The sequence below is a fragment of the Streptomyces odontomachicola genome, assembly GCF_039605595.1.
Taxonomy (GTDB): domain Bacteria; phylum Actinomycetota; class Actinomycetes; order Streptomycetales; family Streptomycetaceae; genus Streptomyces.
Genome location: NZ_JBCFOK010000003.1, coordinates 86,463 through 100,666, shown reverse-complemented (window position 1 = coordinate 100,666; position 14,204 = coordinate 86,463). Strand labels below are relative to the sequence as shown.

The window sequence follows — 14,204 nt, the reverse complement described above, 5'->3', positions numbered from 1 at the left end:
TGAATTCCTACCTGGAGAGGAGGAGATCGTGTTGAGGTTCGCGGTGCTCCGGCCTGGCGACCCCAGGCCCTTCCCGCGCAGACACGGCATGCCCTGCCGCGTGTTCGATGTTGCGTGCCGCGTTCACGTCGGCGTTGCCGGTGTATCCGCAGGAACGGCACCGGAAGACGGCTTGGCTCTCGCGCGCCTCCCGGTCCACGGTCCCGCACGCCGAGCAACGCCGGCTCGTGTACGCAGGGTTGACCTTCACCACGCGGCTGGGCGCCTTGTGCTCCAACCGCACCACAAGCTGTCCCCACCCATTAGCGAGGATGCCCCGATTCAAGCCCGCCTTCTGCCGCACCCCGCGACCGGGCTCATCGACGGTGCCTTTCGCCGACGACGTCATAGCCCTGACGTTCAGATCTTCCACGCCGATGACATCGAAGCGGCGGGCCAGAGCGGTGGAGGTCTTCTCCACCCAGTCCTTGCGTCGGTCCGTCTCCCGCGCCTTGAGCCGCGCGATCGCCGATCTGACCTTCCGGCGCCGTTTCGATCCGCGCTGGGCACGAGCGAGCCGTCGCTGCAACCGCACAAGTCGCCGTCGCTCACCCTCACCCAGTCCGGATACCTGCAGCAGTTCCCCAGTGGACAGCGCCGCAGACACGGCCACACCCCGATCCACGCCCACCACGGCCCCGTTGCTCGGCGACTGGGTCGGGGCGGGGATCGCGGCGAACGCGATATGCCAGCGCCCGGCCCGATCCCGGGTGACCCGGTAGGACTTCGCGCCCTGCGGCACCTGGCGGGACCAGCGAAAGCGCACCCACCCCACCTTGGGCACCCTCACCTCACCGACCTTGCGGGACAGCCGCCGCACCGCGTCCGGCTTGTGCGCGACGATCCGAAAGCCCTCATGGCGGCCTGCCTTGCGCCACGTCGGCCTGCGATGCGTACCGGCGAAGGAGTTCGCCATGGCCTGCGCGAAGTCCCGCAGCGCCTGCTGCTGCACCATATGCGACCCTGCCGCCAGCCAGTCGAAAGCCGCCCGTGCCTCGGTCAACTGCCTGCACTGCTGGACATATCGCGGCGCGGACTTGCGGCCCGGATACCAATACGAGTGCTGCTCCACCGCCAGGTTCCAGATGAACCGCGCGTGCGCACAGTGCACCCACAGCACCGCCTCCTGGGCGGGAGTTGGATCAAGGCGGTAGCGCGTCACCAGACCAACCTAGCGGCCACCACTGACAACGCCGTTTCGCTCAGGGGTGCGGCAGCCTTCCCTTCCCTGATCCGCAGGAAGTCCGTTTCCTCCCCGGCTGATGCCAGGGGTGTCCACAAAGGAAAAGCCTTATGACCGCGCAACCCCGGCTGAGCATCGGCCTGCCCGTCTACAACGGCGAGGAGTACCTCGCCGAGTCGCTCGACGCGCTGCTCGGGCAGACCTACGAGGACTTCGAGCTGGTCATCTCCGACAACGCCTCGACCGACGGGACCGGGGACATCTGCCGCCGGTACGCCGAGAAGGACTCGCGCATCCGGTATCTGCGGCTGCCGCGGAACATCGGCGCGGCGCCGAACCACAACCACGTCTTCACCCAGTGCCGCGGCGAGCTGTTCAAGTGGGCGTCGCACGACGATCTGTACGGCCGCGACCTGCTGCAACGCTGCGTGGACGCCCTGGACGAGCGCCCCGAGGTGGTCCTCGCGCACGCCGACCAGGCGGTCATCGACGGCGAGGGCAAGGTGAAGGTCCCGTACGAGTACGGGCTGGCCACCCACTTGCCGAAGGCCCCCGACCGCTTCCGCAGCTACCTGTTCGAGCCCGGCGGCGACGACTTCTACGGGGTCATGCGCGCCGACATGCTGCGCAAGGTGAAGCCGCACGACAGCTACCACCACGCGGACCGCACGTTCGTCGCCGAGATCGTCCTGCACGGGCCCTTCCACCAGGTTCCCGAGCTGCTGTACTTCCGCCGCGACCACCCCACCCGCGCGGAGCGGGCGAACCCCTCCAAGCGCTCCCGGTGCGTCAACCTGGACCCGCGCCGGGCCGGGCCGCTGCATCCGACGCCGCGGCTGCTCGCCGAGTACGTCTGGGGCTTCGCCTCGGCGATACGGCGCGCGCCGCTCTCCGCGGCCGACCGGCGCGCGTGCTTCGGGCACCTGGCCGCGTGGATGACCAGCCGGGTGCGGCCCAACGCGGGCGAACGGGTCGAGGACCGCGCCCCCGTGGGCCCGAATCTGCCCACGGTCGACGTCGGCGCTCTCGTGGCGGGCCACGAGGGGAAGCGCTCATGACCCCGGCCCGCGTGGGCGTGTTCGGCCTGCTCGGCTCCGGCAACCTCGGCAACGACGGCTCGCTCGAAGCCGTGCTCGGGTACCTCCGCGACCAGCACCCCGACGCGGTCGTGGACGCGCTGTGCGGCGGCCCCGAGGTGGTGGCGAGCCGGTACCGCATCCCCGCGACGCGGCTGCACTGGTACCGCGGCGAGTACCGCACCGCGTCGCGCGCGGGCGCCGTCGCCGGCAAGGGCCTGGGCAAAGTGGTCGACGTCTTCCGCACGGCCGCCTGGGTGCGCCGCCACGACGTGGTGATCGTCCCGGGCATGGGCGTCCTGGAGGCCACGCTGCCGCTGCGGCCGTGGGGTTTCCCGTACGCGCTCTTCCTGCTCTGCGCGAGCGGCAGGCTCACCGGCACCCGCGTCGCGCTGGTCGGCGTCGGCGCGGCCCCGATCCGCGACCGCGCGACGCGTGCCCTCGTGCGCTGGTCGGCGCGCCTGGCCTCGTACCGCTCCTACCGTGACGCGCAGTCCCGCGACGCGATGCGGGAGATGGGCGTGGACACCGCACGCGACGAGGTCTACCCGGACCTCGCCTTCGCGCTGCCGGTGCCCACTGGTAGGGGCGCGGGGAACCGCGCGATCGGCCACGACGGGTCCGCGGCCGACAACGCGCCCTCGGTGGCACCCGCGTCGGAGCCCGGCCTGCCGGGGCAAGTCTGCGTAGGCGTCATGGACTTCCACGGGAGCAACGACGACCGCGCGCGGGCGGACGAGATCCACCGCCGCTACCTCGCGGGGACGACCGCCTTCGTGCGCGCCCTGGTCGAGGACGGCAGACCGGTGAGGCTGCTCACGGGCGACGCATGCGACGCCCCCGTCGTCGCCGCGATCCTCGACGCGGTGGACTCCCCCTTGGTCACCGCGGCCGAAACCGCCTCGCTGGCCGACCTGATGCGGGAGACCGCGGCCGCCGACGCCGTGGTGGCGACCCGGTACCACAACCTGATCTGCGCCTTGAAGGCCGGCACGCCGACCCTCGCGCTCAGCTACGCGGCGAAGAGCGAAGCGCTCATGACGCGGATGGGCCTCGGCGCGTACTGCCACCCGGCACGCGAGGTCGACGCCGACCGGCTGCTGGAGCAGTTCCGCGCGCTGGAGAAGCGGTCCGAGGAGCTGCGCCGGACCCTCGCCGAGCGGAACACGGTGGCGGCGCGGCAGCTCGCGCACCAGTTCACCGCGCTGACCGCGGCCCTGTTCCCGGCGGCCGCCCACAACCGAGCCCACACCCGAGCACACGCACAGCGGGAGACACCGTGAAAGCCATCCGAGTCCCGGAGATCGCCGGGGCGTTCCTCTTCGAGCCCACGCCGTACGCCGACGAGCGCGGCTTCTTCTGCCGCACCTTCGACGCCGAGGTGGTCCGCTCGGTGGGCCTCGACCCGCACGCCTTCGTCCAGGACAGCGTGTCGCGCTCGGTCAAGGGCGTGCTGCGCGGCCTGCATCTGCGCTCGGGCGCGGGCGAGGCCAAGCTCGTGCGCTGCTCGTACGGGCGGATCTTCGACGTCGTCGTGGACCTGCGGGAGGACTCGCCGACCTACCGCAACGTGGCCACCTTCGAGCTGTCCGGCGAGACGCAGCGGACCCTCTACATCCCGGCGGGCTGCGCGCACGGTTTCCAGGCGCTGACCGACACCGCCGACACCTCGTACCGCATCGACCGCCCGCACGATCCGGCCGAGGACGTGACGATCGCCTTCGACGACCCGGAACTCGCCGTCCCCTGGCCGCTGCCGGCCACATCGGTGTCCCAGCGGGACCGCGAGGCGCCGAGCCTCGCCGAGGTCCTGAAGCACAGAGAGAAGTGAGGCCCCGTGGAGACTGAACGCACCGAAGGGGCCGGGGAGTTCGCGCTGCCCCGGTCGTACGAGGCCAACGAGCGGCTGCACGCCGTGATCCCCGGCGGCGCACACACCTACGCCAAGGGCGACGACCAGTACCCCGAACACCTGGCCCCGGTCATCAGCCACGGCCGCGGCGCCCACGTGTGGGACGTCGACGGCAACCGCTACATCGAGTACGGCTCGGGGCTGCGCTCGGTCAGCCTGGGCCACGCGCACCCGAGGGTGACCGAGGCCGCGCGGCGCGAACTCGACCGCGGCAGCAACTTCGTCCGCCCCTCCCTGCTGGAGGCCGAGGCCGCCGAGCGCTTCCTGGCCACGGTGCCGACCGCCGAGATGGTGAAGTTCGCGAAGAACGGCTCCGACGTCACGACAGCGGCCGTCCGCCTCGCGCGCGCGGTCACGGGCCGTTCGCGGGTCGCCATCTGCCGGGATCACCCGTTCTTCTCGGTCGACGACTGGTTCATCGGCACGACGCCGATGCCCGCCGGAATCCCCGGGGCGACCACCGACCTCACGGTGTCCTTCCCGTACGGGGACCTGGCGGCGACCGAGGAGCTGCTGACCCGCCATCAGGGCGAGATCGCCTGCCTGATCCTCGAACCCGCCGCGGGCCACACCGAGCCACCGCCCGGCTACCTCGCGGGCCTGCGCGCGCTGGCGGAACGGCACGGCTGCGTCCTGGTCTTCGACGAGATGATCACCGGTTTCCGCTGGTCGGAGGCCGGAGCGCAGGGTCTGTACGGGGTCGTGCCGGACCTCTCCACGTTCGGCAAGGCGCTGGGCAACGGCTTCGCCGTCTCCGCGCTGGCCGGGCGCCGCGAGCTGATGGAGCGCGGCGGGCTGCGGCACTCCGAGGAGCGCGTGTTCCTGCTCTCCACCACGCACGGCGCGGAGACGCACTCCCTCGCCGCCGCGATGGCCGTGCAGACCACGTACGTCGAGGAGGGCGTGACCGCGCGGCTGCACGCGCTCGGCGAGCGCCTGGCCGCCGGGGTGCGCGAGGCCGCGGCGAGCATGGGCGTCGCGGACCATGTCGTCGTACGGGGCCGGGCCAGCAACCTGGTGTTCGCCACCCTCGACGCGGAGGGGCAGCCCTCGCAGCCCTACCGCACCCTCTTCCTGCGCCAGCTCCTCGCGGGCGGCGTGCTGGCCCCGTCGTTCGTGGTGAGCAGCGCGCTCGACGAGACCGACATCGACCGCACCGTCGAGGCGGTGGCCCAGGCATGCGCGGTGTACCGCAAGGCACTCGACGCCGGCGACCCCGGGCCGTGGGTGGGAGGGCGACCGGTGAAGCCGGTGTTCCGACGGTTGGCGTGAGGCGGACGTAAGGCGGGAGCCGGGAGGCGGTCGGCGGGCGGTGGGATGCGGCCGGCTTCCGGCGGCTGGCTGAGGCGGGCCGAGGCCGACACGAGGTGGTCGGCGGCCGGCTGACGCGGGGTCAGCGGCCGGCGTGAGGCGGGAGGCGGTCGGCTGACGCGGCGTCAGCGTCCCTGCCGCCGCCCCGCCCTCCCGTCGGCCACGCGGTCGACCAGCCACGCGACGGCCGGCACCACCGCCAGCGCCGTGCACCAGCCGCCGAGCACGTCGGTCGGATAGTGCGCGCCGAGGGCGACCTGCGCCCAGCCCATGGCGGCACCGGCGACGAGCGCGGCGGCGAGCACCCACACCGTGCTCGCCGCCCTGCCGAGTCCCGACCCGCCGGTCGCGAGCAGCGCGAGGACGAGGGCGAGCGCGGTGGCGAAGGCGGTGTGCCCGCTGGGGTACGACAGGTTGTCCGCGCCGTGGATGGTGCGCCCCACCACGTACTTGAGCACCGTCGCGGTCACCACGGTCACCCCGGCACCGGCGACGACGAGCACCGCGGCACGGGGGCGCCGCAGCAGCAGGCACCCCGCCACGAGCGCCGCGAGCAGCACCGCAGCACCCAGGGGCTCCCCCAGGAAATCCGTGGCCAGGGCGGCGTACCGCAACGGCGGCCGCACACTGTCCGCCGTCGGATCGACGAGCCACCGGTCGGCCGACCCGGGCCGGCTGTGCCCCGCGTACATCACCCCGAGCACGACAACCACGACCGCCCCGACCACCGAACCGAGCCCGAGCCACAAGCGCAACACCGGTGGCAGCAGGGGCGGTTGCTCCGTCCCGCTCCCCCGCTCCGCCTCGACCACCCGCTCCACCACGCCCTCCCCGGATCAGTCGCTACTTGTCACCTTAACCACCGCTCCGATCGGAGGTGACCGTGTCCGGACGCGGGTGAACCAACCTCAGTCGCCCTGCGCGGGGGCCGGTGCCGCGTACATGTAGGACTTCTCCTCGACGCGTTCGCTGATGCGCCACGCGCCGTCGATCCGGACGAAGGTGTCGCGGTACCACAGGCCGCAGAAGAGCACTCCGGCGCTGCCGTCGCCGTTCCCGCCGGGCAGGACCATCGGGTTGTGGCACATCGTGAGGCCCCTCGCGGTGTCACCCTCCACCGTGAGCGAGGAGTTGGCGATCATGTGCTGGAACGCGGGGAAGTCCGCCAGCACCGCGGCGAGGAACTCCTTGACCTCCGCCAGCCCGCCGCGCACCCCGCCCATGGCCGTGTAGTCGATCACCGCGTCCGGCGTGAACACCTCGTCCAGGGCGTCCCATTGACGGGTGTCGACGGCATGGCTGTAGCGGACCATGAGGTCCTGGATCTCCAGCCGGTCCGAGATCTCCTGCAACGACAGCACCGCGTACCCCTCTCTTCCGGAATCCCGCGCTCTCCGCGACCCGTGGGCAGCGGGACTGTGCCACGGATCGCCGAAGAGGTGGAGACGTACGGGGAGTTGTGCGGGACGTCGTACGGGAAGACGTACGCGGAGAGGTGCGCGGGCTCAGCCGCAGCTCACCTTGTCGCGCGGGGTGTAGTGGGTGTGGAACGGCTCGCGCCGCACCTCGTTCCCACCCTGGTAGAAGACCCGGTCGACCTTCACGTCGAAGCCTTCGAGCGGGGTCTGCGGCTCGCACTGCTCCTTGGCGCCGGGGCGCTCCTTGGGCTTCTGCACGTTGGTGCGCGGGCCCTTGACCGACTTCACGTCGTCGTACTTCTTCGTGCCGAGGAAGTTGACGGTCACGGAGGTGTCGTTGGCCTCGGCCTGGATGTACATGGCCTTGCCCGAGTCGTTGTTGAACTTCAGGTCCAGGCTCCCCCAGGCGACCGTGGCCTCGCGGCCCTCCGGATAGCGCTCGATGTAGAAGGAGTGCGCGCCGTGCTCCACGGGCTTGAGGCCGGCGAAGAACATCGCGTTGTAGACGGTCGTGGCCACGGTCGAGACGCCGCCGCCCGCCGCCTTGGTGTACTGGCCGTCCAGGATGATCGAGCCGTCGGTGAAGCCGTTGGCCTTGGTGCGCTCGCCGACGGTGTCGTTGAGGCTCCAGTTCTCACCGGGCCGCACGACGGAACCGTTGATGAGGTCGACGGCGCGCCCGATGTTCTGGGTGCGGTAGGGCGCCGCGGGATAGTGGACGGTGAAGGAGGACATCTTCTCCTTCACGCCCATCCGCTTCGCGCTCTCGCGGGTGAGTTCGGGCTGCGTCTTCTCCGTGGCGACCTTTCCGGTACGGGCCTCGGCTCCGGTCTTGGTGAGCAGCGGCTTCACGGCCTTGCCGAGCGCCTTGTCCGTGAACTCCCGCCCCGTCCTGGCGTCCTGGGCCACCACGACCCGGTCGCCGTCCAGCCGCAGCTTGGCGTTCTCGGCCTTGCCCGTGACGCCCGACAGCGTGTGGGCCACCGCCGGGTCGGCGCGCAGGCCCTTGGCGTCGAGCTTCGGGGAGAGCCTGCCCTTGTCGTCGGCCCGCATCGTCAGGTGCTCGCCCAGGTCGGCCGCGGAGATCGTGAGCCGCTTGCCGCCGACGTCGAGGGTGACGGGGCCCGACATGGCGGGGCGGGCGAATTCGCGTACGGCGCGCCGCGTCTCCTTCGCGCCGACCTTCGGCTCGGTCTTGTCCGCCGGCAGCACCGTGGCCTTGCCGCCCTGGCTCCCGCCCTCGGTGAAGGCGGTGCGCAGGGTGCCGACCGCGGCGTCCACGTCCAGCGCGTATCCGGTACGCGGCGTGACCTCCCGCACCTTGCCGTGCTCGAAGGACACGGCCCCGTCGCGGACCTTGCGGTCGTGCGTCTTCGCCAGATTCTCCAGCGCGGAACGGGCCTTGTCCTCGTCCATGCCGGTCACCGGCTCGACGGCGCCGCCGCCCGAGTCGAACAGCCCGCCGATCACGGTGACCGGATCGGCGCCGCTGCGCGCCGCCTTGTCGACGGTCGCCTCGGTGTCGAAGGTGAGCCCGGCCCGCTGGGGGTCGATCTTCCCCGTGCGGTTGCCGACCTTCACGGCCAGGTCCTGCGAGCCGGCGCCGGGCAGGTTCCGGTCCAGCTTCTGTACGGCCGCGGCGCGGCTCAGTCCGCCGATCTCCACGCCGCGCACCGTCGTGCCCGCCTCGATGTCGCCGCTCGTGAGCAGCCCGGCGACGTACAGGCCCCCGGCGCCGAGGACCAGCGCACCGCCTACCAGGGCGACGGGCGGAACGGAACGTATTCGGGGGCGCATGGAACTCCCGGGGTAGGGGGCGGAGGGCACACCGGGGCACCGCGGTGTGCGGGGGACGCCCTCCACGCTAACGACAATCGGGCATTGGGCGTATATGCGTCATGTCACTCTCCGCCCCACCCCGCCTCACCGGCGCCGAGGCCCGCACCGGCCGGGGATGCTCCCACCCGCACCGGTGGCGCACCTCACCCGTCATGGGCGATGGCAGGGGCCCGCGCACACCCGATGGTGGCGGTCGACGGTGGGGAGTCGGCACATGAGCGCACCCGCGGCGAGCGCGAAGAGGACGGCGGCGACGGGCCCGGGCGATCCGCTGGAGCAGGCGTCGCGCCTGACCCTGGGCCTCGCGGACCTGACGCTCCGCGCCCTGCGGGACCTCCTCGGCCACGCCGGAGCCCCGCACCCGGACCGACACCCGGACCCGCGCTCGGCCCCCGCACCGGCCGCGGACCCGCCGTACGACCTCCCCGCCCTGCTGCCCGCTGCCGCCGTGGCCCTCGCGCTCGCGGCGCAGCGCCGTTCCGTGCGAGCGGCGCGGGATGCCGGCAGCCGCCTGCGGCCCGTACTCGCCTTCGCCGCACGGCCGTTGGCGCCGTTCGCTCCGCCGCCCGCATGGGGGCCTCTGCCCGTCGTACGCGGATTCCTGGAGCGGTGGGGCGCGGCGGGCGTCGCCGAGCAGCGGCGCAACCGTGCGCTGGCCGAGCGCTTCGTGCGGGAGCTCGTACGCGGGGCGGCGGCCCTCGTCCTGGCGGAGACGGACCTGGACGGCGCGGCCGACCGCCTGGACCTGGACCGTGCCGCCGCGCACCTCGACGTCGACGCCGTCGTGGCCCGCGCGGACCTCGACGCGGTGGTCCGCCGCCTCGACCTCGCCGACCTGGTGACCAAGGTGCTCGACGAGACCGACTTCAGCCGGGTCGTACGGGAGTCGAGCGGCACCATGGCCGAGGAGACGGTGGAGGCGCTGCGGGACCACACGGCGGCCGCCGACCGCGCCGTGAACCGCGTCACGGACCGGCTCCTGCGCCGCCCCGGCGGACGGGACACCACGGGACCCCTCCCCCAGCCGGAGGGGCGGTGACCAGGGAATCTCCGGCCCACCACGGGTTGCGGGCGGGGATCGTGTCCCGCGTCGTCGCGGGGCTGGCCGACGCGTGTCTGCTCGGCGCGCTGTGCGGGGCGGGGCTGCTGCTGTTCGCCCTGGGTGACTTCCTGATCACAGGACCCCCGTTCCACATGCCGGGGCTGCCGCGGCCGGGCGGGATCGCGGGCGGTTCCCTGGCGGCCGTCGCGTACCTCGCCCTCGGCTGGGCGCTCGCGGGCCGCTCGCCGGGGAAGCTCCTCGTCGGCCTGCGCCTCGTCTCGGCGTCGGGACGCGCCCTGCCGCCGGGGCGGTCCGTGCTGCGCGCCGTGCTCTGCGTCCTCTTCCCCGTGGGACTGGCGTGGGCGCTGGTGAGCCGCCGCAGCGCCTCGGTGCAGGATCTGCTCCTGCGGACGGCGGTGCTGTACGACCGGGGGCGGTATCAGGGGGCGGGTCACCGCGGTACCGGGGCGCGGCGGCCGTGAGAGAGCCCCGCCGAGCCCCGCGCAGGCATCACCGGCGACCGAGCCGCGCGGGCACCGCCGACACCCCGTCCCGCGCGGGCTCACCTGCGGCGGGTGATGCGCCGCCGTGCGCGCCGCAGCACTGTGCGCTCAACAGACCTCTGGGAGGCGCGCGATGGACTACCCGCTGCTCAACGTGTTCCTGACCATGCTGTGGTTCTTCCTGTGGGTGATGTGGCTGGCGCTGGTGTTCAGGATCGTCGCGGACATCTTCCGCAGCCATGACCTGGGGGGATGGGCCAAGGCCGGATGGCTGCTGTGCGTGCTGCTGCTCCCCTTCCTCGGCGTGTTCGTCTACCTCGCCGTACGCGGCAGGAAGATGAGCGAGCGTGCCATCCAGGAGGCGCAGGAACACGACAAGGCGTTCCGGACCTACGTACAGGAGGCTTCCGCCGAGGCGGCCGCAGCCTCGGCCAACGGCTCGGCTTCACAGCTCGCGCAGCTCGCCGAGCTGCGCCGCAAGGGAGAGCTGAACGACCAGGAGTACCAGCAGGCGAAGCACAAGGTCCTCACCTCGTAAGCCGGGTGAGCCGGGTAAACCGGCCCCAGCCCATGCGCCGGCCCGCAGCCGCGCGGGCCCGCGCCTAGCCGACCGGCGCCGTGACCGCCAACCGCGGCCACGGCGCCGCCCGTTCAGCCGGCACAGCGGTCACGTCACCGCGTACCGCCCGCGGTCACCACGTACCGCCGTCACCGCCGGAGGGCTCGCCCCTCACGGCGCCAGGTCGAGGAACTCCCAGCGCGCTCCGGGCCGCGCGCCGCTGAGCCAGGCCCCGCAGTTCTGCAGGACCACGGGGCCCGAGGTGATGTGCTGGGTGCCCGTGCCCAGGTCGCGCAGGAAGCGGTCGATCGGGCCGCGCCGGATCGCGGTCGTGCCCGCCCACCGGTGCACGGTCTGCCCGACGTCGTGCGCGGTCCATGTCGCGTGGTTGAGCGCCAGCCTGAGCAGCGTGTCCTGTTCGGTGCTCAGCCACTCCCCCGCGTCCAGGGTCGCTTCGATGTCCTGCCACACCTCCATCGCCCACGCCCGCGCCGAACGGAACCGCGCCTCGGCACTCGCGTACTCGGCGTGGAACTGCGCGGTGTCCACGGCGGCGTTCCGCGTACCCGCCTTGGCCGCGACCACCAGCCTCATCTCGTCGAGCAGCCGGCGCGCGACGCCGAGGGCCCAGCCGGTGTGCCCGATGCAGGCCAGGTTGACCAGCCCGACGCGGTAGAGGGCGCCGCCGTTCTCGGGCGTCTTCGTGGTGGCGATGTAGGTGTGCGTCTCCGGTACGAACACGTCGGCGCAGTGGTAGTCGATGCTGTTGGTCGCGCGCAGGCCCAGCACGTCCCAGTTGTCGTCGAGGTGCACCTGCGACTTCGGCATCGCGAGCACCCGCAGCTCCCCGGTGCCCTCGACCTGGATCGCGCTGTGGATATGCGTGGCCTGCGCCATCCCGGACGCGAACTGCCAACTCCCGCTCACCAGGAAGCCGCCCTCCACCGGGACGGCACGCCCCGGGCGGGTGCCCTGCCCCGCGAGCAGCGCATACTCGCCGCCCGCGACATCGGGGAAGAGGTCGGCCGCCGCTGCGTCGCCGAGGTACGCCGCGGTGGTCCCGGTGTCCAGTTGCAGCGCCAGCATCGTCCAGCCGGCGGTCGCGTCGTGGTAGCTGATCCGCTCGATCGTCCGGATCAACTGGCGCGGGGCGAACTCGTACCCGCCCAGATTCCGTGGCACCTCGGCCCGGACGACCCCGGCGTCCAGCAGCGCCCGCGCGATGTCGTCGGGGAGCCTGCCGAGTTCCTCCGCGGCGTCCGCCTGCGCGTCGAGCGCACCGCCGAGCGCGTCCACGCGCTCCAGCAGCGCGGGGAACTCCGGGCTGACATGCAATCCGGCCGAGTCCGCCATGGAAGGTCACTCCTCGCTCTGCGTGCCGCGCCGGCAGTGGGGCCAGCAGGACTGGACCAGCGTCACCCTAGCCGGGCTCCGCGCCGCTCCCCCGGATCGGAACGCGAACTCCCCATCCGGAGCCGGGAGTTACGGCGCGAAGTGCTCCGTACGTCACCTTTCGCCCCGCGGCCCCCAGGCTGCCGGCCCCACGCTCACGCCTTGGTCGCGAGGGAGCGCCACTCCTCCCAGGTGTCGAGCCGGCGGCGGTACGCGGCCTCGACGACGGGATAGGGGTACGCGCCGAGGAACAGCCGCAGGGGCGGCTCGGCCATGTCGGCCAGTTCGAGGATGACGTCCGCTGTGACCTGCGGGTCCTGGGGCGCCCGCGCGGTGGCACCGGCACGCCGCGCCTCCCGTACCGGCTCGTACGCGGCGATCGGCTCGGCGTGCACGGCGGAGTCGCCGGACCAGTCGGTGCCGTACGGGCCGGGCTCGACCAGGGTGACGTGGACGCCGAGCGGGCCGACCTCCTGCGCGAGCGCCTCGCTCATCCCCTCCAGCGCCCACTTCGAGGCGTTGTAGAGCCCGAGCGTGGGAAAGGCGGCCAGCCCGCCGAGGCTGGACACCTGCAGGAGGTGCCCGCTCCCCTGCGCGCGGAGGTACGGGAGCGCGGCCTGCGTCACCCGCAGCGGGCCCAGCACATTGGTGTCGAGCTGGGCGCGTGCCTGTTCCTCGGTGACCTCTTCGACCATGCCGAACAGGCCGTAGCCCGCGTTGTTGACGACCACGTCGAGGCGCCCGAACGCGTCGGCGGCCCGCTGCACGGCGGTCGTCACGGAGGCGCGCTCGATGACGTCGAGTCCGAGCGGGAGTACGCGGTCTCCGTACGCGGCGACCAGGGGGTCCAGGGCCTCGGGGCGGCGCGCGGTGGCGGCGACGCGGTCGCCGCGGGCGAGGGCGGCCTCGGCCCAGATGCGGCCGAAGCCGCGGGAGGCGCCGGTGATGAACCAGTTCTTGGTGGTGGGTGCGTTGCGCCTGCTCTGCCTGCTGTGCGTGCTCTGCGTGTTGGTCATGCCTCAACCCTGTGACCCCGCCCGGACCGCAGCCAGCACCCCGCGAGGGTTACCCTCGCGCCCATGCCCACCGACGACGCCCCCGCCGACAACGCGTTGACCGGCAACGCGCTGGCCGGCAACGCCCTGGGGGACTTCCTCAAGGCCCGGCGGGGACGTGTCGCGCCCACCCCCGTGCAGCGCGACCGCTCCGGGCGGCGCCGCGTCGCGGGCCTGCGCCGCGAGGAGCTGGCCCAGCGGGCGGGGATCAGCGAGCCCTACCTGGTCCGGCTGGAACAGGGCGTCGACCGGCACCCCTCGCCGCAGGTGCTCCAATCGCTGGCGCGGGCACTGGAGTTGGACGCCGACACCGCGGCGCACCTGTCCTCGCTCGCCGCCCCCGGCCCGCCGCGTCCGTCCGGCGCCGGGCCCTGCGAGGTCAGCCCGGACGTGCATCACCTGCTCGACCTGTGGGACGCCGCGCCGGCCTACGTACGCGACCGGCGCTTCGACGTGCTGGCAGCCAACAAGCGGGCCCGCGCACTGGCGGCGATGTATACGCCGGGGCACAACCTGGCCCGCGACATGTTCCTCGGCCCCGAGGCCCGCGCGCTGTTCCCGGACTGGCCGGCGATCGCCGCGCAGACCGTCGCGGCGCTGCGCGCGGAATCCGACCCGCGCGATCCCGGCACCGCGCGGCTGGTGGCCGAGCTGTCGGAGGACGAGGAGTTCCGCCGCCTGTGGGCACGGCACGACGCGAGGCCCTCCCGCGACGAGCTCAAGCACTTCGCGCATCCGGTCGTCGGCGAACTGGCCCTGCGCCGCCAGGCACTCACCGTCGGAGGCGCCGAGCAACAGGTGATCATCGTCTACCAGGCCCCGCAGGGAACCCCCTCGGCCGAGGCCCTCGCCCGCCTCATCTGATCCCCGTGTCC

At 72.9% G+C, this 14,204-nt stretch carries 14 protein-coding genes; 8 read left to right on the top strand and 6 right to left on the bottom strand.

The window, feature by feature from the left end; translation table 11 throughout:
• Positions 1 to 7 precede the first annotated feature (7 nt).
• On the bottom strand, positions 8 to 1,201 hold the full coding sequence (locus ABEE00_RS05720; RefSeq protein WP_345744144.1) for an RNA-guided endonuclease InsQ/TnpB family protein: 1,194 nt from the start codon (positions 1,199 to 1,201) through the stop codon (positions 8 to 10).
• Positions 1,202 to 1,332: 131 nt separating this feature from the next.
• Here ABEE00_RS05720 and ABEE00_RS05715 point away from each other — a divergent pair, with 131 nt between their 5' ends.
• From ABEE00_RS05715 to ABEE00_RS05700, 4 genes are read left to right on the top strand one after another with little or no spacing between them, the layout of a single operon-like run.
• Positions 1,333 to 2,280, top strand: coding sequence for a glycosyltransferase family 2 protein (locus ABEE00_RS05715; RefSeq protein WP_345744143.1), 948 nt, complete (start codon positions 1,333 to 1,335; stop codon positions 2,278 to 2,280).
• Entirely contained in the window at positions 2,277 to 3,581 is a 1,305-nt protein-coding gene (locus ABEE00_RS05710; protein WP_345744142.1) for a polysaccharide pyruvyl transferase family protein, read from the top strand. Before ABEE00_RS05715 ends, ABEE00_RS05710 begins: the two co-directional genes overlap by 4 nt.
• Complete coding sequence (rfbC, locus tag ABEE00_RS05705) at positions 3,578 to 4,129, top strand: dTDP-4-dehydrorhamnose 3,5-epimerase (RefSeq protein WP_345744141.1); 552 nt, start codon at positions 3,578 to 3,580, stop codon at positions 4,127 to 4,129. Before ABEE00_RS05710 ends, rfbC begins: the two co-directional genes overlap by 4 nt.
• A 6-nt stretch (positions 4,130 to 4,135) precedes the next feature.
• Positions 4,136 to 5,482, top strand: a complete 1,347-nt coding sequence (locus tag ABEE00_RS05700; protein WP_345744140.1) for a glutamate-1-semialdehyde 2,1-aminomutase — start codon at positions 4,136 to 4,138, stop codon at positions 5,480 to 5,482.
• A 164-nt stretch (positions 5,483 to 5,646) separates the two neighbouring features.
• Here ABEE00_RS05700 and ABEE00_RS05695 read toward each other — a convergent pair whose 3' ends face one another.
• From ABEE00_RS05695 to ABEE00_RS05685, 3 genes are all read right to left on the bottom strand, one after another.
• Positions 5,647 to 6,345, bottom strand: coding sequence for a phosphatase PAP2 family protein (locus tag ABEE00_RS05695; protein ID WP_451918500.1), 699 nt, complete (start codon positions 6,343 to 6,345; stop codon positions 5,647 to 5,649).
• An 84-nt stretch (positions 6,346 to 6,429) separates the two neighbouring features.
• Complete coding sequence (locus tag ABEE00_RS05690; RefSeq protein WP_345744139.1) at positions 6,430 to 6,882, bottom strand: nuclear transport factor 2 family protein; 453 nt, start codon at positions 6,880 to 6,882, stop codon at positions 6,430 to 6,432.
• Between the two features lie 144 nt (positions 6,883 to 7,026).
• Positions 7,027 to 8,736 carry a VanW family protein gene (locus ABEE00_RS05685; protein WP_345744138.1) on the bottom strand — a complete coding sequence of 570 codons (1,710 nt, stop codon included), beginning with the start codon at positions 8,734 to 8,736 and terminating at the stop codon, positions 7,027 to 7,029.
• Positions 8,737 to 8,992: 256 nt separating this feature from the next.
• On the opposite strand from ABEE00_RS05685, the gene ABEE00_RS05680 reads away from it, so the two are divergent.
• The 3 genes from ABEE00_RS05680 to ABEE00_RS05670 all read left to right on the top strand — a co-directional run bounded on the left by ABEE00_RS05680 (position 8,993) and on the right by ABEE00_RS05670 (position 10,861).
• Positions 8,993 to 9,817, top strand: a complete 825-nt coding sequence (locus ABEE00_RS05680; protein WP_345744137.1) for a hypothetical protein — start codon at positions 8,993 to 8,995, stop codon at positions 9,815 to 9,817.
• A complete protein-coding gene (locus ABEE00_RS05675; RefSeq protein WP_345744136.1) occupies positions 9,814 to 10,302 on the top strand; it encodes an RDD family protein in 489 nt (162 codons plus the stop codon). The genes ABEE00_RS05680 and ABEE00_RS05675 overlap by 4 nt, the downstream gene beginning before the upstream one ends.
• A gap of 154 nt (positions 10,303 to 10,456) precedes the next feature.
• A complete protein-coding gene (locus tag ABEE00_RS05670) occupies positions 10,457 to 10,861 on the top strand; it encodes an SHOCT domain-containing protein (RefSeq protein WP_345744135.1) in 405 nt (134 codons plus the stop codon).
• 192 nt (positions 10,862 to 11,053) lie between these two features.
• Here the strand turns inward: ABEE00_RS05670 and ABEE00_RS05665 are convergent, their stop codons facing one another.
• Together ABEE00_RS05665 and ABEE00_RS05660 are read right to left on the bottom strand one after the other, a co-directional pair.
• On the bottom strand, positions 11,054 to 12,235 hold the full coding sequence (locus ABEE00_RS05665) for an acyl-CoA dehydrogenase family protein (protein ID WP_345744134.1): 1,182 nt from the start codon (positions 12,233 to 12,235) through the stop codon (positions 11,054 to 11,056).
• Positions 12,236 to 12,429: 194 nt separating this feature from the next.
• Positions 12,430 to 13,290, bottom strand: coding sequence for an SDR family oxidoreductase (locus tag ABEE00_RS05660; protein WP_345744133.1), 861 nt, complete (start codon positions 13,288 to 13,290; stop codon positions 12,430 to 12,432).
• A 63-nt stretch (positions 13,291 to 13,353) separates the two neighbouring features.
• Between ABEE00_RS05660 and ABEE00_RS05655 the strand changes: the two genes are divergently transcribed.
• Positions 13,354 to 14,193 carry a helix-turn-helix domain-containing protein gene (locus ABEE00_RS05655; RefSeq protein ID WP_345744132.1) on the top strand — a complete coding sequence of 280 codons (840 nt, stop codon included), beginning with the start codon at positions 13,354 to 13,356 and terminating at the stop codon, positions 14,191 to 14,193.
• Positions 14,194 to 14,204 lie beyond the last annotated feature (11 nt).